Here is a 26556-nt window from a genome sequence, read left to right as displayed (position 1 = left end):
CACCCATCATTTGCAACCCCAATGAAACCACGTGCTTGCGCAATGCCACCGGTATCCCTGTCATGGCTGGGCCAGGCGGAAGTTAAGCGACACCCGGGTACCGACACCTTCATAACTGCTCAACCTCACCGAGCCGCCAAAGCGCTCCATGATCCGTTTGACCAGCATCAACCCCACCCCCAGGCCACCCTGCTTGGTGGAGAAGAACGGCCGGAAAGCCAGGCGCTGTTGCTGCTCGCTCATCCCCCGGCCGGTGTCCGAAAGGCGCAGCGTCAGGCTGCGTCGATCGTGGCGCACCAGCTCCACCCGCAGCTCGCCGCCCTGCTCCATCGACTCCAGGGCATTGGCGATCAGGCTGTTGAAAATCTGCCCGAGCAACACCGGCTGTCCAAGCACCTGCACTTGCGGCAATTCGGCCAGGCGCACCTGCACGCTGTTGCGCCGCAGCGCCGTGTCGTAGGCTTGCAGGCTGGTCTGCAGGGCCTGGCCCAGGTCCACCGGCACCGCCTCTTCACTCAACGGACGCAGCGACTGCAACAGCTCACGCACCCAGTGCGACATGCGGTCGACCTGGTTGATGATGTCGTTCACATGCCTTTGCGCCGGGCCCTCGTCGAAGGCCTGGGCCAGCTCGGCGCTGGAGCGGATGCTGGCCAGCGGGTTGCGCAGGCTGTGGGCCACCGCCGAAGACACCTCGCCCAGGGCAACGAACGTCTCGTTGCCGATCAGCCGCTTCTGCTGCACGGCCAGCAAGCGCGCGGCCCGGCGCATGATGCCGTACAGCCCGGCATAGACCAGCCCGGCGCCCACTACCACGGCCAGCCAGATCAACAGCAGGCCATGCTCGATGCGCACGATCAGGTCGTGGGGCTCCTTGTAGATCTCCACCATGGCGGTGACTTGATCGTTATCGGCATCGAACAGCGGGATGTAGTTTTCGATGAACAGCTGTTCAGGCGGGGTGACGAACTTCTGCTCACTGCGCGCTTTATCGAAATCGTGGTAACTCGCCGACACCCGCATCTTGTACTCGAAGGCCCGGTCGAGGTCGTCGTCGCCCTCGATCAGCTTGCCCACCAGCGCCGGGTTGCTCGACCAGATCACCGTGCGGTCGGGGGCATAGATGTTGGCCAGGAGCATGTCCGGCAGGTGGGCGATATGGTCGAGAAACTCGCCTCGGGCCCTGCGCCGGGCTTCGGGGTCGACATCCGGCATGCCGTGATCGGTACGCGGGTCGATCAGCTCGCCCATGGTGCGCACATTGGGGATCGACACATGGCGCACCTCGGCGTCGGCAATCGAGGTGATGAATTGGGCGGTCAGCAAGGCATCGCGCTCGACGCTCTCGTCGATGATGTAGCGGCTGGAGATCAACCCCAGCCCCACGGCCACCGAAACGATGAACGCCAGGCTGACCCAGGCATACCAGCGCAGCAGATTGAATGGCCGACGCGCCGCGCTGGCCTCGGCGGCGGGCATGAGTGTGTCGGGACGGGGGGCGAGGTCCATGGCGGGCTCCGCGGCTGGGCACCTGTTTGAAGGTTATAGCCCAGTGTTGGGGAAACCATGATGGTTTTACGCCACTGCCCGTTACTTTCGCGACCAAGGGGCCCGCCAGGCCAGCTGGCTACAGCGGCGAATCTTCGGCCAACCCCCGCAACAGGCGGTAATCACGCAGCACGTTGGGTACATAACGCCGCGTCTCGGCAAACGGCGGCACCACCTTGCCGCGGCTGAGCACCGCCTCGGGCCCGGCGTTGTAGGCGGCGACGGCCAGGGTGATGTCGTTGTCGAACAGGGTCAGCATGCGTTTGAGATAGCGCGCCCCGCCCTGCACATTGGATTTCGGGTCGAGTACGTCCTTGACCCCCATCTCCTTCGCCGTATCCGGCATCAACTGCATCAGCCCCGCCGCGCCCTTGGGCGAACGCGCCTTGGGGTTGTAGCCCGACTCGGCCTTGATCAGCGCATGCAGCAGTGCCTGGGGCACATCGTTGGCCAGGGCGGCGGCGGCCACCAGATCGGCGTAAGGCCGGCCGGTGACCAGTTGTGCATTGGCCGGCCCGCCGTCCGTCGTCGACTCACTGATCACCCGCTCGTACTGCCGGCCTGGCCGGTGCACGTTGGACAGGATGAAGCCGCCCTTGCCATCGCTGGCGATGTACACGTCGGCTATCGCCTCCGGCATCACCACTGCCGACATCAATCCCGCTGCCAGGCCTAGAAAACTCAGTCCACGCATGTCGTTCGCCTCCCACCGTGGCCCCCGATGTGGGGGAAATGCCCCGGAAAACCCGGGTGTACGGAGCACGACGCAAGCAGCGTGCCGCTTGCCATCCCGCATGGCGCAAGGCCCCGGCGCAGACGTGCACGGCTGTTGCATGGCAGCTGTGCACACGCAACGGAGGGTTTCCCCATGCAGCGCAGAATCCATGCCCAACAGGGTTTCACCCTGCTCGAACTGCTGGTGGTGCTGGTGGTACTCGGCCTGCTGGCCGGTATCGTCGCGCCCAAGTACTTCAGCCAGCTCGGCCGTTCCGAGGCCAAGGTGGCGCGAGCGCAGATCGAGGGCCTGGGCAAGGCCCTGGACCTGTACCGCCTGGAAGTCGGCCATTACCCCAGCAGCGAACAGGGCCTGCAGGCGCTGACCGCAGCCCCCAGCGGCGAGGCGCGCTGGTCCGGGCCCTACCTGCAGAAAGCCGTGCCGCAGGACCCCTGGGGCCGCCCCTACATCTATCGGCAACCCGGCGAGAACGGCGGCGAGTATGACCTGCTGTCGATGGGCAAGGACGGCCAGCCCGGCGGCGATGGCGAGAACGCCGAGATCACCAGCTGGCAATAAGGAGCCCGGCCATGCGCTATCAGCTCAAGGCCCTGGGCAGCCAGGGCGTGGTGCAACTGCAAGTGGAGGCCGAAGACCTCGAACAGGCGCGGCGCCAGGCCGAGGACCAGGGCCTGCGGGTACTCAGCGCGCGCAGCATGGGCCTTGGGCTGCGCGCCCTGCCCTGGCGCCGCGCGCCAGCCTTCGACCTGGTGCTGTTCAGCCAGGAGCTGACCACCCTGCTCAATGCCGGCCTGCCACTGATCGACGCGCTGGAAAGCCTGGCCGAGAAGTCGCCCGCAGGCAGCGCACGCAAGACCCTGGAACAGCTGGTGCGCCAGCTCTATGAAGGGCGCTCGTTGTCCCAGGCCCTGGCCCAGCAGCCACGGGTATTCCCCACGCTGTATGTGGCGCTGGTGCAGTCCAGTGAGCGCACCGGGGCACTGGGCGATGCGCTGACGCGCTACATCGGCTACCGCCAGCGCCTGGACCTGGTGCGCCAGAAGCTGGTGGGCGCCTCGGTCTACCCGCTGCTGCTGTTGCTGGTGGGCGGTGGCGTGGTGCTGTTCCTGCTCGGCTACGTGGTGCCGCGTTTCAGCCTGGTGTTCGAGGGCATGGGCACCGAGTTGCCGTGGCTGTCACGGGTGCTGATGCAGATCGGCCTGTTCCTGCACGCCCAGCAACTGCCCCTGGGACTCGGCACGCTGGGCGCCATCACGCTGCTGGTGACCCTGCGCCGCCACCCGGCCGTGCGCCGCTGGGCCAGTCGCCAGCTGCGCCGTGTCCCGGCCCTGCACCAGCGCCTGGTGATGTACGAACTGGCGCGCTTCTACCGCTCGCTGGGCATTCTGCTGCAAGGTGGCATCCCCATCCTCACCGCCCTGGGCATGGCCCGCGGGCTGCTGGGCAGCGCCGCCGCCGAAGGCCTGGAACAGGCCAGCCGGCGCGTGGCCGAAGGCTTGCCGCTGTCCGATGCACTGGAAGCCGGGCAACTGGTGACACCGGTGTCGCTGCGCCTGCTGCGAGCCGGCGAGCAGTCGGGCAACCTCGGCGAGATGCTGGAGCGCTGCGCCGACTTCCACGACCAGGAGATCGGGCGCTGGGTCGAGTGGTTCGTCAAGCTGTTCGAGCCGCTGCTGATGACCTTCATCGGCTTGTTGATCGGCCTGATCGTGATCCTGATGTACATGCCGATCTTCGAACTGGCTTCGAGCATTCACTGAGCGCGGTAGCAAATGGCCACACACCTGGCTTAGCATTCGCGGTTTATCCCGAGAGCCCCGCCACGTGCCGCTTAGCCTGCCGACCCTGATGCTGGTCGCCGTGTTCATCTTCACCCTGATGAGCATTCTCACCCTGCACGCCTGGCGGCGCTGCGCCGGCGACCCGAGCCTGGGCTACCTGGGCGCGATGCTGCTGGCCTCCACGCTTGGCGTGGGGCTGACCGGCCTGCGCGGCCTGGGCGTGGACTACCTGGCGCTGGTGCTGGGCAACAGCGTGCTGTTGGCCGGTGCCGGCCTCGGCTGGACGGCCATGCGCGTGCTCGGTGGGCGCACGCCGCACTGGCCGCTGTTGCTGGCCGGGGCCGTATCATGGTGGCTGTTCAGCCTGTGGCCAGGCTTTCATGACGATCTTGGCCTGCGGGTGAAGGTCTATTCCATCGTGACCCTCGGCTATACCCTGCTGAGCATCGCCGAGCTGAAGCGGCCGCGGGTACACCTGCAGGTGTCGTACACCCCCGCGCTGATTCTCACCAGCCTGCATGCGCTGATCTACTTCATCCGCATCTGGGTCGACGAGGGTGACGCCCTCGACCGGGCGATCACCCAGCAAGCCGGCTCCCCGGCGCTGTTTGCCTTCATCCTGTTTGAATCGATGTTGTTCGCCATCGGTATTTCCTACGTCATCCTGGCGATGGTCCGTGAGCGCGCCGAGGTTCAATTGCGGGCCGCTGCCTACAGCGACCCGTTGACCGGCATCGAGAACCGCCGGGCATTCATGGAAGGTGGCGAGCAGCTGCTGCGCGAATGCGCAGCCCGCCGTATGCCGGTAACCCTGCTGCTGTGCGATCTCGACCACTTCAAGCAGATCAATGACCACTACGGTCACCCCAAAGGGGACGAAGTGCTGATTGCGTTCGCCAACGAGACGGCGAGCCACCTGCGCCGCGACGATCTGTTCGCACGGATCGGCGGCGAAGAGTTCGCTTGCCTGCTGCGCGGCAGCGACGCCGCTGCGGCCAATGCCGTGGCGCAACGGATCTGCGCCGGGTTTGCCGGGCTGCCGATGCTGGAGCCCGGGCGGCTGGGGGTGAGCATCGGCATCGTCAGCCGGCCGGCACAGGAATGCGACCTGTCACGGCTGCTGTCGATGGCCGACCATGCGCTGTATGAGGCCAAGCAACAGGGGCGCAGCCGGGTGTTGCAATACGCCGGGGCTTGAGCGCCCAAGCCGGTTCCCAAATGTACTGCACGACAGCCACTCAAAAAGCTGCGCGATTGCTGTGGGAGCGGGTTTACCCGCGAACACGGGCATAGCCCGTGCCAGGCACCGAGGTGTCATCTTCGTGGGTAAATCGCAGGGGCGAACCGCCGCTCCCACAAGCAGAGTGCAGGTCTTGAGTTCGGTGGGGCCAGCAGTTGCGCCAACCGGTACTGCTCAATAGTCGAAGCGCTCCACCGCCCGTCGCCGCTCGTTGTCATCGCGCCGGTCATAAATCGCCGTGGTCTGGATATTGGCGTGGTGCGCCAGCTTCTGGGCGATCGACAGGTCATGTTCCTCGATCACCCGGGTGATGAACGCCCGGCGGAAATCGTGGGGCATGATCTTCGCCCCCACCTGCGCCCCGCGCTGGCGGGCGATGTAGTAGATGGCGTGCTTGGTGATGCGCGCACGGGTGATGTGGCTGCCACGACGGATGCGGTTGAACAGGAAACTGTCGTCACGCTCGCCGGCCGGCAGGTGCTGGCGGCGCAGCTCGAGCCAGGCCGAGAGTTTGTCGAAGGCCCAGGCCGGGGCGTACTTGAGCAACTGGCGGTTGCCCTTGCCCAGCACCTGCACGCAGCGCTCCTGGAAGTCCACCTGGGCCAGGTCGATGTCCACCGACTCCGACTTGCGCATGCCGGTGCCATACAGCAGCGCGAGGATCGCCGCATCGCGCACGCCCTGGGGCCGCGGGTCGGCGGCGCAAACCTCCATCAGCTCACGGATCAGGCTACGCCGCAGGTTGCGCCCCGGGGGCAGGCGGCTGCCGCTGGCAGGCTTGATCTCGCGGATCTTCAGCAGTTGTTCATGCTCGATCAGTCCCAGCCGCCAGGCCTCGTTCATTACCCCGCGCACGGCATTGACGTACAGCGAAGAGGTGTTTGGGGCATAGCCGTCGGCACGCAGGGCGGCAACCAGGGCGATCACATGGCCGGGCTCAAGGTGGTGCCACGGCACATCGGCGATGTCGGCATCGACAAAACCCAGGCGGTCAGCAGCGTCCTGGAGGATATAGCGCATGGTCAGCTGACTGGACGGGGCCAGACGGGCCAGGTACTGCAGCAGCGGGTTGCGCGCGAGGTCAATCACAACGGGGATCCTGTAGCGAAGCCTTGCTCATGGTGAAGCAAAGCGTAAAGCGAGTCGTAATGACGCATGAAGATGTCAAAACGACAACAAAATAATCTGGTCAATATGACCCAGCGATGTGCCATCACCTTGATATTCAAGGGTTTGAGCGCTGGCACGGTTCGTGATGTTACCCCATTCATCCTCTGTGATCGAACCAAGGGTCCCGCCATGCTTGTCCAGCCGATTGCCGCCCGTCCGCGCCAGGCCCTCTGGGCCCTGGCTTTTCGACCATTCTTCCTCGGCGGCAGCCTGTTCGCCCTGCTCGCCCTGTTGCTATGGGCCGGCGTGCTCAGCGGCGCCCTGCACACCACAGCCCCTGGTGGCATGTTCGCCTGGCACCGACACGAAATGCTGTTCGGCTTTGCCGTGGCGATCGTCGCCGGCTTCCTGCTCACGGCAGTGCAGAACTGGAGCGGCCTGCCCGGCCTCAGCGGGCGCTGGCTGCAGGGCCTGTTCCTGCTCTGGCTGCTGGGTCGCGCCAGTTGGTTCCTGGCGCTGCCGCCAGCGCTGCTGGTAGCCGTGCATGGCGCATTCCTGCCGCTGGTGGCGCTGGCCCTGGCGCGGCCGATCATCCAGCGGCGTTTGCGCAACAACTACCCGATCGTGGCGCTGGTGCTGCTGCTCGCCAGCTGCCAGTGGCTCACCCTGCTCGGCTGGCTGAACCAGGACGAGGCGTGGCAACGGCGTGGCGTGCTCGCCGGGTTGTGGCTGGTGGCGGCGATGATGAGTGTGATCGGCGGGCGGGTCATCCCGTTCTTCACCCGCCGCGGCCTGGGCAACATGAGCCCCGCCCCGGCCCGGCCCTGGCTCGACCGCGCATGCCTGCTGGGCAGCGTGGCCCTGCCGATCAGTTACGTGCTCGGCCTCAACGACACGCCACAACCCGCCATGGCGGTGCTGTTCGCTGCCCTCGCCGTGCTGCACGCGGTGCGCCTGGTGCTGTGGCACGACCGTGGCCTGTGGCGGCTGCCGCTGTTGTGGTCGTTGCACCTGGCATATGCCTGGCTGATCCCGGCCTGCCTGGGCCTGGCCCTGTGGCATACGGGCGTTGCGCTCAACCCCAGCCTGCCAGCCCACGCGCTGACGGTGGGGGCGATGACCGGGCTGATCGTGGCGATGATGGCGCGGGTCAGCCTGGGGCATACCGGGCGGCCTTTGCAGGTGCCGCGCAGCATCGGCTGGGCGTTTGCCCTGATCCAGCTGGCTGCGGTTGCACGGGTGCTGGTGACGCCCTTCACGTCACTGGGGCTCGGGCTTTCGGTGGTGTGCGGCTGCGCGGCGTTGCTGCTGTTCGTTTGGCACTACCTGCCGATTCTGATGCGGCCCCGTGTAGATGGGATGCCGGGTTAGTCCTGCTGCTGGTTGGTCAAGCCAGACTGGGGCTGCTTCGCAGCCCTTCGCGGGCAAGCCCGCTCCCACAGGTACAGCGTACGGGTCAAGAAATGCGTCCTCTGTGGGGGCGCCGAACCACCGCGAAGGGCGGCAGACTGGGCTACAGTTGAACGGCATCCTTCTTCAACAACGAGAGCGCATGGCCTTCCACCACCTGACCCGCACCCACCCCCGTCTCACCCTCGCCACCTTGGCCGGCCTTGCCGGCGCCTGGCTCATCCCGGCCGACGACACCGTGCAGCACATCCTCGCCGGCTGGAACCTCGGGGTCTGGTTGTACCTGCTGATGGTCCTCTGGCTCAGCCTGCGGGCCACGCCCGACAGGGTGCGCAGGGTGGCCCGCATCGAGGACGAAAACGCCGGCCTGGTGCTGGTCACCGTGAGCGTCGCCGCCATCGCCAGCCTCGCCGCGGTGACCCTGCAACTGGTTTCAAGCCGGGGCCTTGCGGGCAACGCCCTGGCCCTGCACTACCTGTACACCGGCCTCACCGTCGCCGGTTCGTGGCTGATGATCGGCTGCATCTTCAGCCTGCACTACGCCCGGCTGTTCTACACCGGCAACCGCCACGAACCACCGCTGCGCTTCGCCGATGGCGAACGCAACCCGGACTACTGGGACTTCCACTATTTCTCGTTCACCATCAGCGTCGCCGTGCAGACCTCGGACGTGGGGGTCGGCGGGCGCTCCATGCGCCGGGTGGTGCTGGCCCACTCACTGGTAGGCTTCGTGTTCAACACGGCGATCCTCGGTTTCACCATCAACATCGCCGCTGGCCTGCTCGGCTAGCAGGCGCTGCGCACAGGCGGCAATCCGTCGGCATACCTGCTCCAGCACCTCGGTTTCCAGCACCAGGCCCAGGCGTACATGCCCGGCAGCGCTCGGCCCAAAGGCATCCCCCGGCAGCAGCGCCACGCCTTGCTCGTCGAGCAGGCGCTGGGCGAAGGCCTGGGCGCTGAGCCCGGTGGCGCGAATGTCCAGCATCACAAACATGCCCCCGGCCGGCCGGTGGGCCTGCACACCCGGGCAGCCTTCGAGCACCGCGCACACCCGATCGCGCCGCTGACGGTAAGCCTCGCGCATGCACGCCACTTCGGGCAGTTGCTGCTGCAGCGCCACGCAGGCGGCCTGCATCACGAACTCCGGCAGGCCGAACAGCATCGCCATCGCTAGGTTGGTCAGGTGCTCGGCCAGCGCCGGCGGCCCGATCACCCAGCCAATCCGCCAGCCGCTCATGGCATGGGTCTTGGACAGGCTGTCGATCACCACGCAGCGCTCGGCCATGCCCGGCAGGCCCAGCGGGCTGGGCGCCTCGCCTTCATACAGCAGGCCCCGGTAGACCTCGTCGCACACCAGCCACAGGTCATGCTTGCGGCACAATTGCGCAAGACGGCGCAGGTCGGCCGGGGGGATCACCGCACCGGTGGGGTTGTGCGGGCTGTTGAGCAGCAGCCCGCGGGTGCGCGGGGTGATGGCTCGGGCCACCGCTTCAGGGTCGAGGCGAAAGCCCTGCTCCGGCTGCACGGCCACCTGCACCGCCTGCGCCCCGCAGGCACCGAGCACGCCGTGATAAGTGACATACATGGGCTCGGCGACGATCACTTCGTCACCAGCCTCGAACAGGCATTGGAAGGTGGCATACAAGGCGCATTGGGCGCCAGCGGTGACCACCACCTGGTCCGGGTGCAGCGCCAGCCGGCGCTGGCGCACGATCGCCTCGCGCAGGGCCAGGCTGCCGCGCACATCGCTGTAATGGGTGTCGCCCCGGCGCAGGCTATTCACGGCGGCTTCGACCACCGCTGCGGGGGTGTCGAAATCCGGGTCGCCCACCGACAGCAGAAATACCTCGCGGCCTTGCTTGCGCCGGGCCTGGGCCTGGTAGTGGATGTCCCAGGCGGCAGCCGCGTCGCCGGCGATGCGTTGGGTGAGCGTGGCGTAACGCATGACTGTCTCCCTGTCTGCCCGGCAGCGCCGCTGGTCCGAAACGCGCTGTCGGTAAACATAGCAGAGCAAGCACCGGCGTCAGCCCCCGCCCCCGCGGGAAAACGTTTGCCCGGGCAGGCGGCCGCCAGCCGGTCGCCCACAGGCCTGTGTGACGGCCGTCATGCATTAACACATTTGTCATGTTTTGCGCGGAACGTTGCCGTGGCGACTGCTATGGTTAGATTCCGACGGCCAGGTAAGGCTCGTCTGACTTCTAGCGTCGACATCACCCCGTTCAGCAACGAACAAGGAGGCTGGCATGAACAAGATGACGTTCCCCAACGCCTGCCAGGTGATGCGTTGGCATTTCCATCCTCTGGGTTTCGAAGCCAGCATGGATGCGCCACGCAGCATGGTCGCCCGTCTTTTCGACCGCGCCAGCGGTGAAACCCTGCTGGCCATCGCCGGCATCCCATGCGCGGCGATCATGGCCGCCACCGATGTCGAGCGCATCATCGAGGCGGTAGAGGCCGAGATGGAGACCTTCGACCTGCGCTTCAACCCGCTACGCGACGCGGTTTAACCTACCGTCTCACGCCGCGCGTCCAGCCGGTTCAAGAACTGCTCGGGCGGTACCGGCTGGCCGAGCAGGTAACCCTGCAGCGAGTCACAGCCTAACCGGGTCAGGAAATCCTGCTGACGGTCCGTCTCCACCCCCTCGGCGACGATCCGCAGCCCCAATGCCTGGCCCAGCGCAACGATGGCCGAGACGATCGCCGCATCATCGCTGTCCTGCTCCAGGTCGCGGACGAAACCTCGATCGATCTTCAGCTCGTTGGCCGGCAGGCGCTTGAGGTACATCAGGCTGGAATAGCCGGTGCCGAAATCATCGATGGACAGGTCCACACCCATGTCCGACAGGCGCTGCAGCACCATCAGGCTGGCATCGGCGTCACGCATGGCGGTGGTTTCGGTGATCTCCAGGGTCAGCCGGTTGGCCGGCAGGCCGTTATCGGCAAGGGCCTGGGCGACGCTGTCGACCAGCCCGGCATGGCAGAACTGGATCGCCGACAGGTTGACCGCGATACGCCAGTCCTCCCGCCCCTCGCCCAGCCATTGGCGCATCTGCCGGCAGGCCTCGCCCAGCACCCACTCGCCGATGGGGATGATCAGCCCGGTCTTCTCGGCAAGGCCGATGAAGCGGTCCGGCAGCATCAGGCCATGTTGCGGATGCTCCCAGCGCAGCAGTGCCTCGGCGCCGATGGGTTGGCGCGCGACGGCGTCGAACTTGGGCTGGTAATGCAGGCGGAACTGGCCATGCTCCAGCGCCGTGCGCAGGTCCTGCAGCAATTGCAGCTGCTGGCGTGCGTTACTGTTCATCGACGCGTCGAAGAAGCTGTAGCCGTTCTTGCCGGCGCTCTTGGCGTGGTACATCGCAGCGTCGGCGTTGCGCAGCAGCTCATGCTGATCCAGGCCGTTGCCCGGGTAGAGCACGATGCCCAGGCTGGCCGACAGCATCAGGTCATGCTCGGCCACCCGGAACGGCTTGGCCATCAGGTTGACCTGCTTGGCCGCGACGTTCACGGCATCGTCCGGCTCGCCAAGCTCGACCAACAGCACGAACTCGTCACCGCCGATACGCGCCAGGGTGTCCTGGCTGTGCAGGTGGCCGCGCAAGCGCGCCGCCACCGCCTTGAGCAGCAGGTCGCCGATATGGTGGCCAAAGGCATCGTTGACCGGTTTGAAACCGTCCAGGTCGATGAACATCAGGGCGAAGCAGCCGCCCTGCTCCGCCACCCGGCCCATGGCCTGCTCGATGCGGTCGGCCAGCAGTGTGCGGTTGGGCAGCCCGGTGAGGGTGTCATGCAGGGCCAGTTGGGTCAGTTCCTGGTTGGCCAGCGTCAGCGAACGCGCCAGCTCCGCCGTGCGCGCTTCCAGGCGCGCGTCCAGCACCGAGGTGAGCAGTGCCACGGCCAGCACCGCCAGGGTGGTGATCAGCACCAGATAATCGAGGCCATCACCCGCCAGGCCGTCGGCCAGCGCGCCGCAGAAACTGCCCTCGGGGAAGTTGGCCGCCGCCATGCCGGTGTAGTGCATGCCGACGATGGCGATACCCATCACCACCGCTGCCACACCACGCACCTGCCGTACATACGGGGTGTGCTGGCGCAGGCGGAAGGCGATCCACAGCGCGGCAGCCGATGCGCCTACCGCTATGGCCAGGGAGGCGCCGAACAGGGTCGGGTCATAGTCGATCCCAGGCTGCATGCGCAGCGCGGCCATGCCCATGTAGTGCATGCAGGCGATGCCGGTGCCCATGATCAGCGCCCCGAAGCCCAGCTGCAGCCACGGCAGCTTCGGCTGGCTCACCAGCCACAGGGCAAAGCCCGACGAAAGCACCGCGATCAGCAGGGACAGCGCCGTCAGCGTGGTGTCATAACCCAGGCTGATCGGCAGGCTGAAGGCGAGCATGCCGATGAAGTGCATCGACCAGATGCCGATCCCCATGGCCAGTGCCCCGCCCCCCATCCACAAATGCACCGCGCGCCCTTTGGCCGTGGCGATGCGCCCGGTCAGGTCGAGGGCCGTATAAGAGGCAAGAATGGCCACGCACAGCGAGATCAACACCAGCGAGGAGGAGTAACTACCGATCAGCATTTGCACTTCCAGGAGCGGGGCGAAGGGGAGCCCGGAAAAGCCGATGATTGTACTCAAGCTTTGACGAAACGCACGGGGTTTTCGCGAACGAGAATGGATCCAATGACTCCCATGAAACGGCGTAATAGCTGCGTTAGAGCCTTTGGATGAGCAGATACCGGCAGATTGCCACTTGTCGTCTGTTGCACCACTGCCAACGCCATCCGCCATTGCTGGGCTTGCACTTGGCGGCGTTGGTCGGGCACCCTCACGCGCCAAGCGAAGCGACTCCAGCTAATCTGTACAAGCTGGCACAACCTTCTACCACTGTTTCAGGAGCTCACAATGGCCACCCGGTCCGGGCCCATGCCCTTGCTCGCCCTCCCTCTGCTCGCCCTGAGCCTGGCGCTCACAGCCGGCTGCTCGAGCAAACATGCCAGTACCCGCTACGCCGCCCAAGGCTCCAACTGTTACGCCAAGGCCATGCCCAGCAGCGGCGAAGGCGGCCTGGCGTTCGGCCCGACCCTGGCCACGGCGAGCCGCAAGTCGTTGGACAGCTGCATGCGCTATGCCGGCCGCTCGGGCGGTGCACCGAAGACCTGCCAGGTAGTGCTGGCCAAGTGCAAGAGCTGAACGGCTAACCGAGCGCTTCCTCGATCAGTGCGGCAACCTCCCGTGCGTGGGACGCCAGCGAGGCATGGCTGGCGTCCAGGGTGATGACTTTGCGCGCATTCAGCCGCGCCGACATCATCTGCTGGTTGGCCGGTGCGATCATGTGATCCTGGCTGGAGATCTGGTACCACGAGGGCTTGTGCCGCCACGCCGGATCGCTGATGTTGTCGCCAAAGGTACTGGCCAGCGGCGCCTTTTGCGTCACCGCCATCACCAGGGCATCGTCAGCCGGCAGGTCCTGGCAAAAGCTCTCGTGGAACTTGTCGGCCTTGATCCACAGGTAGCCGTCGCTGTCCGGCGCAAGGTTCGGCGCCGCTACCGGCAGGTGCTGTTGCGTCAGGCCGCCGGGGCTCTCACCAGCATCGGGTGCGAAGGCGGCGATATAGACCAACCCCATCACGTTTGCCGCATTACCCGCCTCGGTAATCACCGCCCCGCCGTAGGAATGCCCCACCAGCAGCACCGGCCCCTGTACCTGCGCAACCATCTTGCGCGTGCGCTCGGCGTCATCGGCCAGGGAGGTCAACGGCAGCTCCACTGCCCGCACCTCACTGATCCCTCTGCGTGACAGTTCGACGATCACCCTGCCCCAATGGGCGGCGCCGCCCCAGAAACCGTGGACGAGAACAACTGTAGGCCTAGTGCTCATGGGCTTGCCTCTTCGCTGGGTGATCGAGGGACTTGGATATCGCTGAAACAGCATAGGCGACCGCCAGCCACCCTTTAGATGAAAGGTGGCAGGCGCCAACCCTGCTCATGACCAAAGCGCTGCTTCATTCCCCTGCTTGCTGACGTTTCCAGCGCTCCAGGTTCTCGGTCATCAGTTGCTCTGGAAGCGGCCCTGCGACCAGCGCTTTGAGCTTGAGCGCCAGTTGCTCACGCAGTTCGGGCGTGTTGCAAGGGGACTTGTGCGACAGCGCCAGGTACAGCCCTTCGCTGGAGATCGGCGGCTCCAGTACCTCCAACTGCTGCTCCTGGTCCAGCGTACGGGCCAGGGCCAGGCCCGGATAGCGTTCGAAAATCACGTAGTCATTGCGTTTGCGCAGCAGCTTTTCGAAGGCCTGGGTGGCGCTGGGCACCGCTTCGAGGCTGAGTTGCGCGCGGGCATAGTCGTCGAAGGCCTGGCCATGGCTGTTGTTGACCAAGGTCCCACCGCGCCGCCCCTTCAGGTCGGACCAGTCGCTATAGGCAAAGCCTTCGCCCTTGCGAACCCAGACCACACTGGAGTTGAACAGGAACGGCGGGCTGACGAAATCGACCCACTGCTCCCGGGCTTGGGTACGAAAGTAGCCGGCCATCAGGTCGATACGCCCGGTGTTCAGCTCTTCCTGGGCCCGCGACCAGGGGCCGGTGTAGAGGATCTGCACCGCCAGCCCGAGTTCGTTGGCCAGGTGCTTGAGCAGGTCGGCATTGGCACCGATCAATTGCTGGGGGTTATGTGGGTCGCGCCAGAGGTAAGGTGGGTATTCCGGGTTGCCGGTGGCGGTCAGTTGCCGGCATGGCTCATGTGCAAGCGTGAAGGTCGGCAGCAAGGCCAAGGCGAGCCATAACACCGACCGGTACCGACGTTGTGCGCTCATCGCGACCCTCTCGCTCCTGCGTGCCTGACAGAAATGGCCTGGGGCGCTCCATGCACCGACCTGGTCAAAGTGCCCAAACTGCAGTGGCAGTAAGTCAAAACGGGCCCGATACAGTGTGCACCAGAAATGGCAGATCGCCACGCACTCATTTGGATTGGCGGGGGTTTCTGGATTTGGTGGGTCTGGGGTGGCTGCGAGGTGTTCGCCTTTAGAGGTTTGGCGCCTATGAGATCGAGCGCCGCCCGCGCGGCGCATCGCTGGCAAGCCAGCTCCCACATCTGTTTCGGGCCAATTATTCCTGTGGAGGTACCGCTGCGCGCCTTGGCGCATGTCTTGAGTCTGGCGCAGCGTCATCAGTGCGCACCTAAAAATCGAGTCGGGCCAACAAGGCGTACAGTGATGAGCTTACAGGAGTGACTGGCCCGAAACAGATGTGGGAGCTGGCTTGCCAGCGATGCGCCGCGCGGGCGGCGCTCGATCTCGAAGTCGCTGCCGCTCGCCCGTCATGCACCAGGAAGCAGTCCCTTTACTGCGATCAGCTCAGTCCCCTTGGTCCGCCAGCGCCTGCTGCTCATCCCAGCCCCCACCCAACGCCGCAATCAACTGCACACTCGCCAACAACCGCCCCTGCAGCAGCGTCAGCACGCTACGCTCGTTGCTCAGCGCCGTAGTCTGCACGCTCACCACATCCAGGTAGCCGATCAACCCGGCCTTGTACTGGTTCTCGGTCAGGCGCAGCGACTCGCGCGCCGCATCCAGTGCTTCCTGGCGCACCACGGCCTCGTCGCCGTACACCTTGAGCTGTACCAGGTAATTCTCGACCTCCTTGAACCCATCCAGCACGGTCTGCCGGTACTGGGCCACGGTCTGGTCATAGACGGCCACGGTGCGGTCCACCTCGGCGCTGCGCTTGCCGGCATCAAACAGCGTCAACGCCAACTGCGGCCCCACGGACCAGTAGCGGTTGGGCAACTCGATCCAGTTGTTGAAGCTGCTGCTGGAATACCCGCCGTTCATGCTCAGCGACAGGTCGGGGAAGTAGGCCGCGCGGGACACGCCGATGTTCGAGTTGGCAGCCATGACCTTGCGTTCGGCCGAAGCGATGTCCGGGCGGCGCTCCAGCAACTGCGACGGCAGCGCCACCGGAATATCGGGCAATGCCGGAATTTCCTCGGTCGCTGCCAGGGCAAAGTCGGCCGGCGCCTTGCCCATCAGCACCGCGATGGCGTTCTCGTACTGCGCCCGCTGCCAGGCCAGGTCGATCAGGTCGGCCTGGGTGCTCTTGAGCTGGGTGCGGGCCTGGGCCACGGCGTCCGGCCCGGCCACGCCGGCGCGGTACTGGTTTTCGTTCATCTTCAATGAACGCTCATAAGCGGCGACGGTAGCTTCGAGCAGGCGTTTCTGCGCATCGATCACCCGCAACTGCAGGTAGTTCTGCACCAGCTCCGACTGCTGGCTGAGGCGGATCGCGGCCAGGTCGGCGAGGCTGGCCTGGGCGCTGGCCTCGTTGGCATTCAGGGTTTCGCGCAACTTGCCCCACAGGTCGATCTCCCAGCTGACACCAAGCTGGGCGTTGTAGGTGTCGCGGATACCGCTGCTGTTGTTCGACAGGCTGGAGCTGGAGCTGCCAGTGCCCTGGGCCGAGCGGTTCTTGCCCACGGACAGGTCCAGCGAGGGGAACAGCGACGCGCGGCTGCTGCGCACCAGAGCCTGGGCCTGGCGGTATTGGGCCGCGGATTGCGCAACGGTCTGGTTGCTGCGGTTCAGTTCCTCGACCAGCGTATTGAGCTGCGCATCGCCGTAGATCTCCCACCAGGCGCCGCGAGCGATGGCGTCGGACGGCTTGGCCTGGGTCCAGCCTTCGGCCTGCTTGAACTGCGCCGGTGTGCTCAACGCTGGGCGGTGGTAGTCGGGGCTCAGGGTACAGGCACTGAGCATCGCCACGCACAGCCCGGCGCCAACCAGGCGCGAGCCGCGCCCCTGGGTCAGGCGCATGAGGGCACGGTGCAGGCGGGTATGGGCAAAGTTCATAGCGGAGTATCCAGGGCAGCGTCGGTGCGCACGCCGCGCCAACGATTGAAACGGTGGCGCAGGCGGTCGAAGTAGAGGTAGACCACAGGCGTCGTGTACAGGGTGAGCATCTGGCTGAAGACCAGGCCGCCGATGATGGTCAGGCCCAGCGGTTGGCGCATTTCGGCGCCTTCGGCCTGGCTGAGCAACAGCGGCAGCGCGCCGAGGATGGCGGCCAGGGTGGTCATCAGGATCGGCCTAAGGCGCAGCAGGCAGGCGCGGCGGATCGACTCTTCGGGCGACAGGCCGTCGTTGCGCTCCAGTTGCAGGGCCAGGTCGATCATCAGGATGGCGTTCTTCTTCACCACGCCGATCAGCAGGAACAGCCCCAGCAGCGAGATCAGGCTGAACTCGCCGCCGGTCAGGTACAGCGCGAGCAACCCGCCGACGCCGGCCGAAGGCAGCGTGGACAGAATGGTCAGCGGGTGGATGTAGCTCTCGTAGAGGATACCCAGCACCAGGTACACCAGCACCAGGGCGCCAAGGATCATCAGCGGCTGGCCTTCGGTGGTCTTGCTGAAAGCATCGGCAGTACCGCCCAGCTTGGCGATCACCGATTCCGGCAAACCCAGCCTGGCCACCGCACGCTCCAGCGCAGCCAGGGCCTGGTCAGTGCTGTAGCCTTCGGCCACATCGAACGAGATGTCTTCGGAGGCGAACTGGTCTTCGTGGCTGACGCGGTCGTTGGCCAGGCTGTTCTCGTAGCGGGCAAAGCTGGACAGCGGCACACGAGCACCGTCGGCGGTGATTACCTGCACCTGTTCCAGGGTGCTCGGGTCCCAGGCGTATTTGGGGTTGATCTCCAGCACCACCTGGTACTGGTTCAGGCTGTCGTAGATGGTCGAGATCTGCCGCTGGCTGTAGGCGTTGTTGAGCACCGAGGTGACCATGTTCATGTCGATGCCCAGGCGCTTGGCCTGGTCACGGTCCACCACCAGGGTCACTTGCTGGGTGCCGGCGCCGTCGCGGGCATCGATGGCGGTCAGTTCGGGCAGCTTGCGCAGCTCGGCGGCCACCTTCGGGAACCACTCGCGCAAGGCGGCCAGGTCGCCGCTCTGCAGGGTGTAGAGGTACTGCGAAGTACTCTGGTCGCGGCCGCCGCCGCCCAGTTGCAAGTCCTGGTCGGCCATCAGGTACAACCGGCCGCCGGGTACCTTGGGCATTTCCTTGCGCAGGCGCTCGATGACCTTTTGCGCGTTCTCCTTGCGCTGGGCGATGGGCTTGAGCCGCACCAGCATGAAGGCGTTGTTGGTGCCGCTGTTGCCGCCGATGAAGCCGGCGACGCTCTCCACGGCCGGGTCCTTGAGCAGCGCCCGGCGGTAGATCTCCATCTTCGGCTGCATCACGCTGAACGACAGGCCGTCGTCGCCACGTACGAAGCCCTGCAGCTGGCCGGTGTCCTGCTGCGGCATCAGCGTCTTGGGCACCACCACATACAACGCGACGTTGAGGCCGATGGTAGCCAGCAGGCTGAACAGCGTCAGGCGCTTGTGGCGCAGCGCCCAGCCCAGGCTGCGATCGTAACCGGCGACCATGCGCTGGTGGATGCTGTCGCTCAAGCGCTGCAGGCGGGTCTGCTGCTGCGGGCCATGCACCTTCAACCAGCGCGAACAGAGCATCGGCGTCAGCGTGAGCGACACCACCAACGAGACGATGATCGCCGCCGCCAGGGTAATCGAGAACTCCTTGAACAAGCCGCGCACGATGCCGCCCATGAACAGGATCGAGACGAACACCGCCACCAGCGAGACGTTCATCGACAGCAGGGTGAAGCCGACTTCCTGCGCACCCTTGTAGGCGGCGCGCATGGGGTTCTCGCCGTTCTCGATATGCCGGGAGATGTTCTCCAGCACCACGATGGCATCGTCCACCACCAGGCCGGTGGCCAGGATCAGCGCCATCAGCGACAGGTTGTTCAGCGAGAAGCCGCACAGGTACATCACCGCAAAGGTGCCCACCAGCGACACCGGCACGGCCAGGCTTGGAATCAGCGAAGCGCGGAAGTTGCCGAGGAACAGGTACACCACCAGTATCACCAGCGCCACGGCGATCAGCAGGGTGTGCTCGGCCTCCTTGAGGGTGGCCTTGATCACCGGCGAGCGGTCCATGGCCACGTCCAGCTTGACGCTGGCCGGCAGCAGCGACTGCAGGGCCGGCAGCTCGGCCTTGATCTGCTCGACGGTCTGGATGATGTTGGCGCCGGACTGGCGGTTGACCACCAGCAGCACCGCGCTCTCGTCGTTGAAGAAGCCGCTGTTGTAGCGGTTCTCCACGCCATCGGTGACCTTGGCCACGTCGGACAGGCGCAGGATCGCGCCGTTCTGCTGGCGGATCACGATCGGTTTGTAGTCTTCGGCTTTCTCCAACTGATCGTTGGCGCGCACCTGCCAGTTGCGTTCCTGGTCCTCGACAAAACCCATGGGCCGGCGCTGGTTGGCGTTGGCCACGGCGGTGCGCACATCGTCCAGGGCCAGGTTGTACTGGTTGAGCAGTTGTGGCTCCAGCTCGATGCGCACGGCGGGCAGCGAACTGCCGCCGATCTGCACCTCCCCTACCCCGCTGACCTGGGACAGGCTCTGGGACAGGATGGTGTCGGCCAGGTCGTACAACTGCCCTTTGGACAGCACTGAGGAGGTCAGCGACAGCACCATGATCGGCGCTTGCGAAGGGTTGATCTTCTTGTACGTGGGCATGCTGCGCATGCCACTGGGCAACAGGTTGCGGGTGGCGTTGATCGCCGCCTGCACTTCACGCGCGGCGCCGTCGATGTCACGGCCCAGGTCGAAGCCGATGATCACCCGCGTCGAGCCCTGGTTGGAGCTGCTGGTCAGGGTGGTGACACCGGCAATCGCACCGAGCTTGCGCTCCAGCGGCGTGGCTACGGTGGATGCCATGACCTCGGGGCTTGCCCCGGGCAGGCTGGCCTGGACCACGATCACCGGGAAGTCCATCTGCGGCAGCGGCGATACCGGCAACAGGCCGAAGCTCACCCCACCCAGCAGCATGATCGCCAGGCTCAGCAGCATGGTCGCCACCGGCCTGCGGATGAAAGGACCGGACAGGTTCATGCGTCGGCCTGCTGTGCGTCAGCCGCTGGGCGCCAACGGCGGGCCAGGCGGTCGAAGTACAGGTAGATGACCGGGGTGGTGAACAGGGTCAGCACCTGGCTCACCAGCAGCCCGCCGACCATCACCAGGCCCAGCGGCTGGCGCAGTTCGGCACCGGAACCGGTGGCGAGCATCAAGGGCACGGCGCCGAACAGCGCCGCCAGGGTGGTCATCAGGATCGGCCGGAAACGCAGCAACGCCGCCTGGTAGATCGCATCGCGCGGGCTCATGCCCTGGTGGCGCTCGGCCTCCAGGGCGAAGTCGATCATCATGATCGCGTTCTTCTTGACGATGCCGATCAACAGGATGATGCCGATGATCGCGATCATCCCCAGGTCATTGCCGCTGAGCAACAATGCCAGCAAGGCGCCCACCGCCGCCGAGGGCAGCGTGGAGAGGATGGTCACCGGGTGGATATAGCTCTCATAGAGCACCCCCAGCACGATGTACATGGTCACCACCGCGGCCAGGATCAACAGCAAGGTGCTCGACAACGAAGCCTGGAACGCCTCGGCGGCACCCTGGAAGCGGGTCTGCACGCCGATCGGCATGCCGATCTCTTGTTGCACCTGTTCGATCACCTGCACCGCCTCGCCCAGGGACGCGCCATGGCCGAGGTTGAACGACATCATCACCGCCGGGAACTGGCCGATGTGCGAGATGGCCAGCTGGGCCTGGCGCTGTTCGATGCGCGCCAGCGCCGACAGGCGCACCTGGCCGCCGTCGGCGGCCTTGACGTGGACCGACTCCAGGGCCTGCGGGCCAAGGCTGGCCGCGGTCTGCGACTGCAGCACCACGCGGTACTGGCTGGCCTGGGTGTAGATGGTCGAGATCTGCCGCTGGCCGAAGGCGTCATACAGGGCGTTGGTGATCTGCGACACGCTGATGCCCAGGCGGCTGGCCATGTCACGGTCGATCACCAGGTACACCTGCAGGCCCTTGTCCTGCAGGTCGCTGGCCACGTCCTGCAATTCGGGGCGCTGCTGCAGGGCCTGCACCAGCTTGCCGCTCCACTGCGCGAGCAGCTCGGCGTCGGGCGAACTGAGGCTGAACTGGTACTGGGTGCGGCTGACCCGGTCCTCGATGCTCAAGTCCTGCACCGGCTGCATGAACAGGCGGATCCCCACCAGCCGGTCGAGCTGTGGCTGCAGACGGTTGATCACCTGACTGGCGGTGACGTCGCGCTCGCCGTGGGGTTTGAGGTTGATCAGCAGACGGCCGCTGTTGAGGGTGGCATTATCGCCGTCCACGCCGATATACGAGGACAGGCTCTGCACCGCCGGGTCCTTGAGGATCACGCCGGCCAGTGCCTGCTGGCGCTCGCTCATGGCGGCAAACGAGGTGGATTGCGGGGCTTCGGAGATGCCCTGGATCACGCCGGTGTCCTGGGCCGGGAAGAAGCCCTTGGGCACCGCCAGGTACAGCACCACGGTCAGCGCAAGGGTGGCCACCGCCACCAGCAGCGTCAGTGGCTGATGCTTGAGCACCCAGGTCAGGGCGCTGCCGTAGTGCTTGATCAGCCAGTCGATCCAGGCGCCGCTGGCACGGTAGAAGCGGCCCTGCTCTTCTTCCTTGGGTTCGCGCTTGAGCAGGCGCGCGCACATCATCGGCGTCAGGGTCAGCGATACCACCAGGGAAATCAGGATCGCCACCGCCAGGGTGATGGCGAACTCGCGGAACAATCGCCCGACCACATCGGCCATGAACAGCAGGGGGATCAATACCGCAATCAAGGAAAACGTCAGCGAGATCAGGGTGAAGCCGATCTGTTTGGCGCCCTTGAGCGCAGCCTGGAAGGGGGTCTCGCCCTCTTCGATATGCCGGGAGATGTTTTCCAGCATGACGATGGCATCGTCCACCACGAAACCGGTGGCGATGGTCAGGGCCATCAGCGTGAGGTTGTTGACCGAGAACCCGGCCAGGTACATCACCCCGAAGGTGCCGATCAGCGACAGCGGCACTGCGATGGACGGAATAATCGTGGCGCTGACCCGGCGCAGGAACAGGAACGTGACCATCACCACCAGGGCGATGGCGAACAGCAGCTCGTGCTGCACGTCGCGCACGGCGGCGCGGATGGTCTGGGTGCGATCGGTGAGCACCATGACGTCGAGGCCGGCGGGCAGGTTGTCGGTGATCGACGGCAGCAGCTCCTTGATCCGGTCGACCACTTCGATGACGTTGGCGCCGGGCTGGCGCTGGATATTCAGCAGCACCGCCTCGTTCTGGTTGGCCCAGGCGGCCAGGCGTTCGTTTTCGGCGCCATCGACGATCTCGGCGACGTCCTTGAGGCGCAGCGGCGCACCGTTGGCGTACTTGAGGATGAGGTTGGCGTATTCCTCGGGCGAGCGCAGCTGGTCGTTGGCGTCGAGCATCGACACCCGGGTGGGGCCGTCGAAGTTGCCCTTGGGCTGGTTGACGTTGGAAGCGCCGATCAAGGTGCGCACGTCATCCAGGTTCAGGCCGTTGGCGGCCAGGGCATCGACGTTGACCTTGATCCGCACGGCCTGGCGCTGGCCGCCAGCGATGCTGACCATGCCCACGCCGCTGATCTGGGCGATCTTCTGCGCCACGCGGGTGTCGACCAGGTCGTTGAGCTTGGGCAACGGCATGGTTTTCGAGGAGATCGCCAGGGTCAGCACCGGGGTGTCGGCCGGGTTGACCTTGTTGTACACCGGCGGTGCCGGCAGGTCGCTGGGCAGCAGGTTGCTGGCGGCGTTGATCGCGGCCTGCACCTGTTGCTCGGCAACGTCCATGTTCATGTCGAGGTTGAAGCGCAGGGTGAGGACCGAAGCGCCACCGGAGCTGGTCGAGGCCATCTGTTCCAGGCCCGGCATCTGCCCGAACTGGCGCTCCAGCGGCGCGGTGACGGCACTGGTCATCACCTGCGGGCTGGCGCCGGGGTACAGGGTCATGACCCGGATGGTCGGGTAGTCGACCTGGGGCAAGGCCGCCACCGGCAGCATCTTGTAGGCGATCAGGCCGGCCAGGACGATGGCCAGCATGCTCAGCGTGGTGGCGACCGGCCGCAGGATGAACAGGCGGGAAAGGTTCATGCGCCCGCCTTGGAGCTCGATTTACCGGTGGTCTGTGCGGCGCCCTTGGCGTCCTGGCCCTGCAGGTGCTGGCCGGGGGTGGTGGGCACTTGCGAGCTGTCTTCGACCACATCGACCTTGGTGCCTTCGCGCAGGCGGTCGGTACCTTCCAGTACCAGGCGATCGCCGGCGGACAGGCCTTCGAGGATCACGCTGTGCTGGCCATCGCTGGCCCCTACCTTGAGCTTGCGGATGTTGACCTTGCTGTCCTGGTTGACCACGTAGGCGAAGGTGCCGTCGTTGCCGAACTGGATCGCCGCGGCCGGGGCCAGCACCACCTGCTTGAGGGTGTCGGCCAGCAGGCGCACGTTGACGAACTGGTTGGGGAACAGCGCGTGGTCCTTGTTCGGGAACGTGCCCTTGAACTTCAGGGTGCCGGTGGTGGTGTCGATCTGGTTGTCGAGGCTGCCCAGCACGCCGCTGGCCTGGAGCTTGCGATCGCCACGGTCCCAGGCTTCGACCGGCAGGCTGGCACCGCTGCGGTAGCGGGCCAGCACGGTGTCCAGTTCGGTTTCCGGCAGGGTGAAGGCGACGTTGATCGGCTCGGTCTGGGTGATCACCACCAGCGCGGTGGTGTCGTTGGCGGCGACCAGGTTGCCCAGGTCCAGTTGGCGCAGGCCCAGGCGGCCGTTGATCGGTGCCCGGATCTGGGTGAAATCGAGGTTCAGGCGGGCATCGTTGACAGCGGCCTGGTTGGTCTTGACCAGCCCCTGGAACTGCGCCACCTGGGCTTCGGCAGTGTCGAGGGTCTGCTTGGCGATGCTGTCTTCGGCGTACAGGCCTTTATAGCGGGCCAGGTCGACCTGGGCGTTCTTCAGTTGCGCCTGGTTCTGCGCCAGGGTGCCTTCGGCCTGCTGCAGGGCAATGCGGTACGGGCGCGGGTCGATCTCGGCGAGCAGGTCGCCGGCCTTGACCTGCTGGCCTTCCTGGAAGTGGATCTTGACCAGCTCGCCGGCCACCCGGCTGCGCACGTTGACGGTGTTGGTCGCGGTGACGGTACCCAGGGCCTTGTAGTACAGCGGGAAGTCGCCGACGCGCACCGGCTCCACGCGCACCGGCACCGGGTCGCTCGAGCCGCCGAAGCCCGGGCGCCCGCCCATGCCCATGCCTTTGCCCGGCCGGCCACCGCCAGTCGCTTCCGTGTGGACCGGCGCTGCAGGCCACAGCCACCAGGCCAGCAGGGCCACCAGCAGCAGGATCAGCAGGCCGAACAGCCAGCGACGGGGGGAACGGGAATTGGACACTTGCATGGGACGAACGAACCTTGTTCAGAGAAAGACGGCGGGAAGAGCGTGAACGATAAGCACTGGCATCGGATTAGCAAAGGAGCTTTACCGGTGCTTTACCTTCGGCTGACGTTGGTCAGGGGGTGCACTTTAAATGAAAACGGCCTGGAACGTTGTCCAGGCCGTTACCGGGTGTAACCCGCAGGGGCCGCTTTGCGGCCCTTTCGCCGGCAAGCCGGCTCCCACAGGGTTAGGTGATCGCCTGTGGGAGCCGGCTTGCCGGCGATGGGCTGCGCAGCAGCCCCAACAACACTTACTTCAGAACAGCCAGCGCCGCCTCGTAGTTCGGCTCGTCGGCGATCTCGCCCACCAACTCGCTGTGCAGCACCTTGTCGTTTTCATCCAGCACCACCACGGCGCGGGCGGCCAGGCCGGCCAGCGGGCCGTCGGCGATGGCCACGCCGTAGTTTTCCAGGAACTCGCGGCCACGCAGGGTCGACAGGTTCTTCACGTTCTCCAGGCCTTCGGCGCCGCAGAAGCGTGCCTGGGCGAATGGCAGGTCGGCGGAGATGCACAGCACCACGGTGTTGGCCACGTCGTTGGCCTGGGCGTTGAACTTGCGCACCGAGGTGGCGCAGGTCGGGGTGTCGACGCTTGGGAAGATATTCAGCACCTTGCGCTTGCCGGCGAAGTCTTTCAGCGAGGTGTCAGCCAGGTTGCCGGCAACCAGCGAGAAGGCAGGCGCCTGGGCGCCGACTTGCGGCAGATTACCGCTGACCTGAACCGGGCCGCCTTTGAGAGTCACTTGAGCCATGGGGAAATCATCCTTAGTACGGGGTTGGTAAAAGACCCCGAGTTAAGCATGAAGCTGCGCAAGTGCCTATAAGCAAACATGAAATTGTTCTATTGCCAGACAATTCTTGTGGACAAAAAAATGCCCGAGTGGCGACAACCAACCCGGACACTTCTGTTGCAGGCGGTCGAATCAGCCCATCAGGCCATACACCACCGAGGTCAGGGCCACCAGGCCGATGACAACCACGAACAGGTTCGACAGCGCGCCGCTGTACTTGCGCATCGACGGCACGCGACGGATGGCGTACATCGGCATCAGGAACAGCAGCACGGCGATGATCGGGCCACCGAGGGACTCGATCATGCCGAGGATGCTCGGGTTGAGGGTGGCGACGATCCAGCACACCACCAGCATCAGTGCGGCGACCATGCGGTCCAGGGCCTTGGCGCCCGGGCGCAGGCCGGTCTTGACGATCATGCCCTTGAGGCCTTCGCTGGCACCGATGTAGTGGCCCAGGAACGACTTGGCGATGGCGATGAACGCGATCAGCGGCGCGGCAAAGGCGATGGTCGGCTGGTCGAAGTGGTTGGCCAGGTACGACAGGATCGACAGGTTCTGCGCCTTGGCTTCGGCCAGCTGGGCGCTGCTCAGGGTCAGCACGCAGCTGAACACGAAGAACAGCACCATCAGCACCATCAGCAGGTGGGCGCGGCGCAGGATCTGGCCGCTGCGCTCGTCGGCATGATCACCGTAGCGGCGCTTCTGGTCGACGGCGAAGGCCGAGATGATCGGCGAGTGGTTGAACGAGAACACCATCACCGGAATGGCCAGCCACACGGTGTGCAGGAAGGCAGAGCCCGACGGCACTTGCGACGCGGTGTCGAGGATGCCGCCGGTCCAGTGCGGCACCAGGTACAGGGCCAGCAGCGCCAGGGCGACGATGAACGGGTAGACCAGCAGGCTCATGACCTTGACCGTGGCCTGTTCACCGCAACGCACGATCGCCAGCAGGCCGAGGATCAGCACAAACGACAGGATCGCCCGCGGCGGCGGCGCGATGTGCAACTGGTGCTCCATGAAGCTGCTGACGGTGTTGGTCAGGGCCACGCTGTAGATCAGCAGGATCGGGAAGATGGCGAAGAAGTACAGCACGGTGATCAGCGCACCGGCCTTGATGCCGAAGTGCTCTTCCACGACCTGGGTGATGTCGCCGCCGCTACGCCCGGACAGCACGAAACGGGTCAGGCCGCGGTGGGCGAAGTAAGTCATGGGGAACGCCAGCGCCGCGAGGATCAGCAGCGGCCAGAAGCCGCCGAGGCCGGCGTTGATCGGCAAGAACAGGGTTCCGGCGCCGATGGCTGTGCCGAACAGGCCCAGCATCCAGGTGGTGTCGTGACGCGACCAGCTGCCGAGGGTGGCGGGGGTCGATTCTGCAAAGCGTTGTTCAACGCTTGGGGCCTGCTCATTCATTCCGGGTGAAGCTCCACTCGCAAGACTGCAACAGGCTGAGAATGGCGAAATAGACGTTTCGCCCAACTCAACCGGGGAAGAGGGGCGCGATTGTGCATGCAAAGGTTGCACTTGGGGAAGCCCCGTCCGAGGGACGGTTGCACTTGTCTGTACA

At 65.5% G+C, this 26556-nt stretch carries 20 protein-coding genes; 7 read left to right on the top strand and 13 right to left on the bottom strand.

The window, feature by feature from the left end; translation table 11 throughout:
• Window positions 1-60 precede the first annotated feature (60 nt).
• Complete coding sequence (locus ACQ4N9_RS18510; protein ID WP_390970923.1) at window positions 61-1509, bottom strand: sensor histidine kinase; 1449 nt, start codon at window positions 1507-1509, stop codon at window positions 61-63.
• Between the two features lie 118 nt (window positions 1510-1627).
• Window positions 1628-2242, bottom strand: coding sequence for a lytic transglycosylase domain-containing protein (locus ACQ4N9_RS18505; RefSeq protein WP_390970921.1), 615 nt, complete (start codon window positions 2240-2242; stop codon window positions 1628-1630).
• Window positions 2243-2416: 174 nt separating this feature from the next.
• On the opposite strand from ACQ4N9_RS18505, the gene gspG reads away from it, so the two are divergent.
• From gspG to ACQ4N9_RS18490, 3 genes are all read left to right on the top strand, one after another.
• Complete coding sequence (gene gspG, locus ACQ4N9_RS18500; protein WP_390970919.1) at window positions 2417-2842, top strand: type II secretion system major pseudopilin GspG; 426 nt, start codon at window positions 2417-2419, stop codon at window positions 2840-2842.
• A gap of 11 nt (window positions 2843-2853) precedes the next feature.
• Window positions 2854-4044 carry a type II secretion system F family protein gene (locus tag ACQ4N9_RS18495; RefSeq protein WP_390970917.1) on the top strand — a complete coding sequence of 397 codons (1191 nt, stop codon included), beginning with the start codon at window positions 2854-2856 and terminating at the stop codon, window positions 4042-4044.
• A gap of 64 nt (window positions 4045-4108) precedes the next feature.
• Complete coding sequence (locus tag ACQ4N9_RS18490) at window positions 4109-5263, top strand: GGDEF domain-containing protein (protein ID WP_390970915.1); 1155 nt, start codon at window positions 4109-4111, stop codon at window positions 5261-5263.
• Between the two features lie 216 nt (window positions 5264-5479).
• Here the strand turns inward: ACQ4N9_RS18490 and ACQ4N9_RS18485 are convergent, their stop codons facing one another.
• Window positions 5480-6394: a site-specific integrase gene (locus ACQ4N9_RS18485; RefSeq protein WP_125464226.1), complete on the bottom strand. Its 915-nt coding sequence runs from the start codon at window positions 6392-6394 to the stop codon at window positions 5480-5482.
• Between the two features lie 210 nt (window positions 6395-6604).
• Here ACQ4N9_RS18485 and ACQ4N9_RS18480 point away from each other — a divergent pair, with 210 nt between their 5' ends.
• Together ACQ4N9_RS18480 and ACQ4N9_RS18475 are read left to right on the top strand one after the other, a co-directional pair.
• Entirely contained in the window at window positions 6605-7786 is a 1182-nt protein-coding gene (locus ACQ4N9_RS18480) for an NnrS family protein (RefSeq protein ID WP_390970913.1), read from the top strand.
• 181 nt (window positions 7787-7967) lie between these two features.
• Entirely contained in the window at window positions 7968-8615 is a 648-nt protein-coding gene (locus tag ACQ4N9_RS18475) for a DUF1345 domain-containing protein (protein WP_390970911.1), read from the top strand.
• On the opposite strand, the gene ACQ4N9_RS18470 is transcribed toward ACQ4N9_RS18475, so the two are convergent.
• Window positions 8541-9770, bottom strand: a complete 1230-nt coding sequence (locus tag ACQ4N9_RS18470) for a pyridoxal phosphate-dependent aminotransferase (protein WP_390970909.1) — start codon at window positions 9768-9770, stop codon at window positions 8541-8543. The two genes, ACQ4N9_RS18475 and ACQ4N9_RS18470, sit on opposite strands and share 75 nt — an antisense overlap.
• A 298-nt stretch (window positions 9771-10068) precedes the next feature.
• On the opposite strand from ACQ4N9_RS18470, the gene ACQ4N9_RS18465 reads away from it, so the two are divergent.
• Window positions 10069-10332, top strand: coding sequence for a DUF1652 domain-containing protein (locus tag ACQ4N9_RS18465; protein WP_110994451.1), 264 nt, complete (start codon window positions 10069-10071; stop codon window positions 10330-10332).
• Here the strand turns inward: ACQ4N9_RS18465 and ACQ4N9_RS18460 are convergent.
• Entirely contained in the window at window positions 10329-12407 is a 2079-nt protein-coding gene (locus tag ACQ4N9_RS18460) for a putative bifunctional diguanylate cyclase/phosphodiesterase (RefSeq protein WP_390970907.1), read from the bottom strand. The two genes, ACQ4N9_RS18465 and ACQ4N9_RS18460, sit on opposite strands and share 4 nt — an antisense overlap.
• 324 nt (window positions 12408-12731) lie before the next feature.
• Here ACQ4N9_RS18460 and ACQ4N9_RS18455 point away from each other — a divergent pair, with 324 nt between their 5' ends.
• Window positions 12732-13019, top strand: coding sequence for a hypothetical protein (locus tag ACQ4N9_RS18455; protein ID WP_125464231.1), 288 nt, complete (start codon window positions 12732-12734; stop codon window positions 13017-13019).
• Between the two features lie 4 nt (window positions 13020-13023).
• Here the strand turns inward: ACQ4N9_RS18455 and ACQ4N9_RS18450 are convergent, their stop codons facing one another.
• The 8 genes from ACQ4N9_RS18450 to ACQ4N9_RS18415 form a co-directional block, all read right to left on the bottom strand.
• The gene (locus ACQ4N9_RS18450) at window positions 13024-13707 is read right to left on the bottom strand and encodes an alpha/beta hydrolase (RefSeq protein WP_390970905.1); all 684 of its coding nucleotides are present in this window, start codon (window positions 13705-13707) and stop codon (window positions 13024-13026) included.
• Window positions 13708-13831: 124 nt separating this feature from the next.
• Window positions 13832-14638, bottom strand: coding sequence for a substrate-binding periplasmic protein (locus ACQ4N9_RS18445; RefSeq protein ID WP_390970903.1), 807 nt, complete (start codon window positions 14636-14638; stop codon window positions 13832-13834).
• A gap of 540 nt (window positions 14639-15178) precedes the next feature.
• Window positions 15179-16669 (bottom strand): efflux transporter outer membrane subunit, encoded by a 1491-nt coding sequence (locus tag ACQ4N9_RS18440; protein WP_390970901.1) that lies wholly within the window; start codon window positions 16667-16669, stop codon window positions 15179-15181.
• On the bottom strand, window positions 16666-19776 hold the full coding sequence (locus ACQ4N9_RS18435) for an efflux RND transporter permease subunit (protein ID WP_390970899.1): 3111 nt from the start codon (window positions 19774-19776) through the stop codon (window positions 16666-16668). Before ACQ4N9_RS18435 ends, ACQ4N9_RS18440 begins: the two co-directional genes overlap by 4 nt.
• Window positions 19773-22871 (bottom strand): MdtB/MuxB family multidrug efflux RND transporter permease subunit, encoded by a 3099-nt coding sequence (locus ACQ4N9_RS18430; RefSeq protein ID WP_390970897.1) that lies wholly within the window; start codon window positions 22869-22871, stop codon window positions 19773-19775. The genes ACQ4N9_RS18435 and ACQ4N9_RS18430 overlap by 4 nt, the downstream gene beginning before the upstream one ends.
• On the bottom strand, window positions 22868-24160 hold the full coding sequence (locus ACQ4N9_RS18425; protein ID WP_390970895.1) for an MdtA/MuxA family multidrug efflux RND transporter periplasmic adaptor subunit: 1293 nt from the start codon (window positions 24158-24160) through the stop codon (window positions 22868-22870). Before ACQ4N9_RS18425 ends, ACQ4N9_RS18430 begins: the two co-directional genes overlap by 4 nt.
• Before the next feature lie 289 nt (window positions 24161-24449).
• A complete protein-coding gene (gene tpx / locus ACQ4N9_RS18420; RefSeq protein ID WP_258704382.1) occupies window positions 24450-24950 on the bottom strand; it encodes a thiol peroxidase in 501 nt (166 codons plus the stop codon).
• A 171-nt stretch (window positions 24951-25121) separates the two neighbouring features.
• Window positions 25122-26402, bottom strand: coding sequence for a serine/threonine transporter (locus ACQ4N9_RS18415; protein WP_258641718.1), 1281 nt, complete (start codon window positions 26400-26402; stop codon window positions 25122-25124).
• Window positions 26403-26556: the final 154 nt, after the last annotated feature.

Source organism: Pseudomonas sp. ES1, assembly GCF_050586605.1.
Taxonomy (GTDB): Bacteria; Pseudomonadota; Gammaproteobacteria; order Pseudomonadales; family Pseudomonadaceae; genus Aquipseudomonas; species Aquipseudomonas sichuanensis.
This window is presented reverse-complemented; position numbering and strand designations above follow the sequence as displayed.

Bases quoted from the DNA above. Each gene is read 5' to 3' on its own strand.
- ACQ4N9_RS18435 (WP_390970899.1), bottom strand. From the start codon at position 19,776: ATGAACCTGTCCGGTCCTTTCATCCGCAGGCCGGTGGCGACCATGCTG.
- tpx (WP_258704382.1), bottom strand. From the start codon at position 24,950: ATGGCTCAAGTGACTCTCAAAGGCGGCCCGGTTCAGGTCAGCGGTAAT.
- ACQ4N9_RS18430 (WP_390970897.1), bottom strand. From the start codon at position 22,871: ATGAACCTTTCCCGCCTGTTCATCCTGCGGCCGGTCGCCACCACGCTG.
- ACQ4N9_RS18495 (WP_390970917.1), top strand. From the start codon at position 2,854: ATGCGCTATCAGCTCAAGGCCCTGGGCAGCCAGGGCGTGGTGCAACTG.
- ACQ4N9_RS18470 (WP_390970909.1), bottom strand. From the start codon at position 9,770: ATGCGTTACGCCACGCTCACCCAACGCATCGCCGGCGACGCGGCTGCC.
- ACQ4N9_RS18440 (WP_390970901.1), bottom strand. From the start codon at position 16,669: ATGAACTTTGCCCATACCCGCCTGCACCGTGCCCTCATGCGCCTGACC.
- ACQ4N9_RS18505 (WP_390970921.1), bottom strand. From the start codon at position 2,242: ATGCGTGGACTGAGTTTTCTAGGCCTGGCAGCGGGATTGATGTCGGCA.
- ACQ4N9_RS18415 (WP_258641718.1), bottom strand. From the start codon at position 26,402: ATGAATGAGCAGGCCCCAAGCGTTGAACAACGCTTTGCAGAATCGACC.
- gspG (WP_390970919.1), top strand. From the start codon at position 2,417: ATGCAGCGCAGAATCCATGCCCAACAGGGTTTCACCCTGCTCGAACTG.
- ACQ4N9_RS18480 (WP_390970913.1), top strand. From the start codon at position 6,605: ATGCTTGTCCAGCCGATTGCCGCCCGTCCGCGCCAGGCCCTCTGGGCC.
- ACQ4N9_RS18455 (WP_125464231.1), top strand. From the start codon at position 12,732: ATGGCCACCCGGTCCGGGCCCATGCCCTTGCTCGCCCTCCCTCTGCTC.
- ACQ4N9_RS18425 (WP_390970895.1), bottom strand. From the start codon at position 24,160: ATGCAAGTGTCCAATTCCCGTTCCCCCCGTCGCTGGCTGTTCGGCCTG.
- ACQ4N9_RS18475 (WP_390970911.1), top strand. From the start codon at position 7,968: ATGGCCTTCCACCACCTGACCCGCACCCACCCCCGTCTCACCCTCGCC.
- ACQ4N9_RS18445 (WP_390970903.1), bottom strand. From the start codon at position 14,638: ATGAGCGCACAACGTCGGTACCGGTCGGTGTTATGGCTCGCCTTGGCC.
- ACQ4N9_RS18510 (WP_390970923.1), bottom strand. From the start codon at position 1,509: ATGGACCTCGCCCCCCGTCCCGACACACTCATGCCCGCCGCCGAGGCC.
- ACQ4N9_RS18460 (WP_390970907.1), bottom strand. From the start codon at position 12,407: ATGCTGATCGGTAGTTACTCCTCCTCGCTGGTGTTGATCTCGCTGTGC.
- ACQ4N9_RS18465 (WP_110994451.1), top strand. From the start codon at position 10,069: ATGAACAAGATGACGTTCCCCAACGCCTGCCAGGTGATGCGTTGGCAT.
- ACQ4N9_RS18450 (WP_390970905.1), bottom strand. From the start codon at position 13,707: ATGAGCACTAGGCCTACAGTTGTTCTCGTCCACGGTTTCTGGGGCGGC.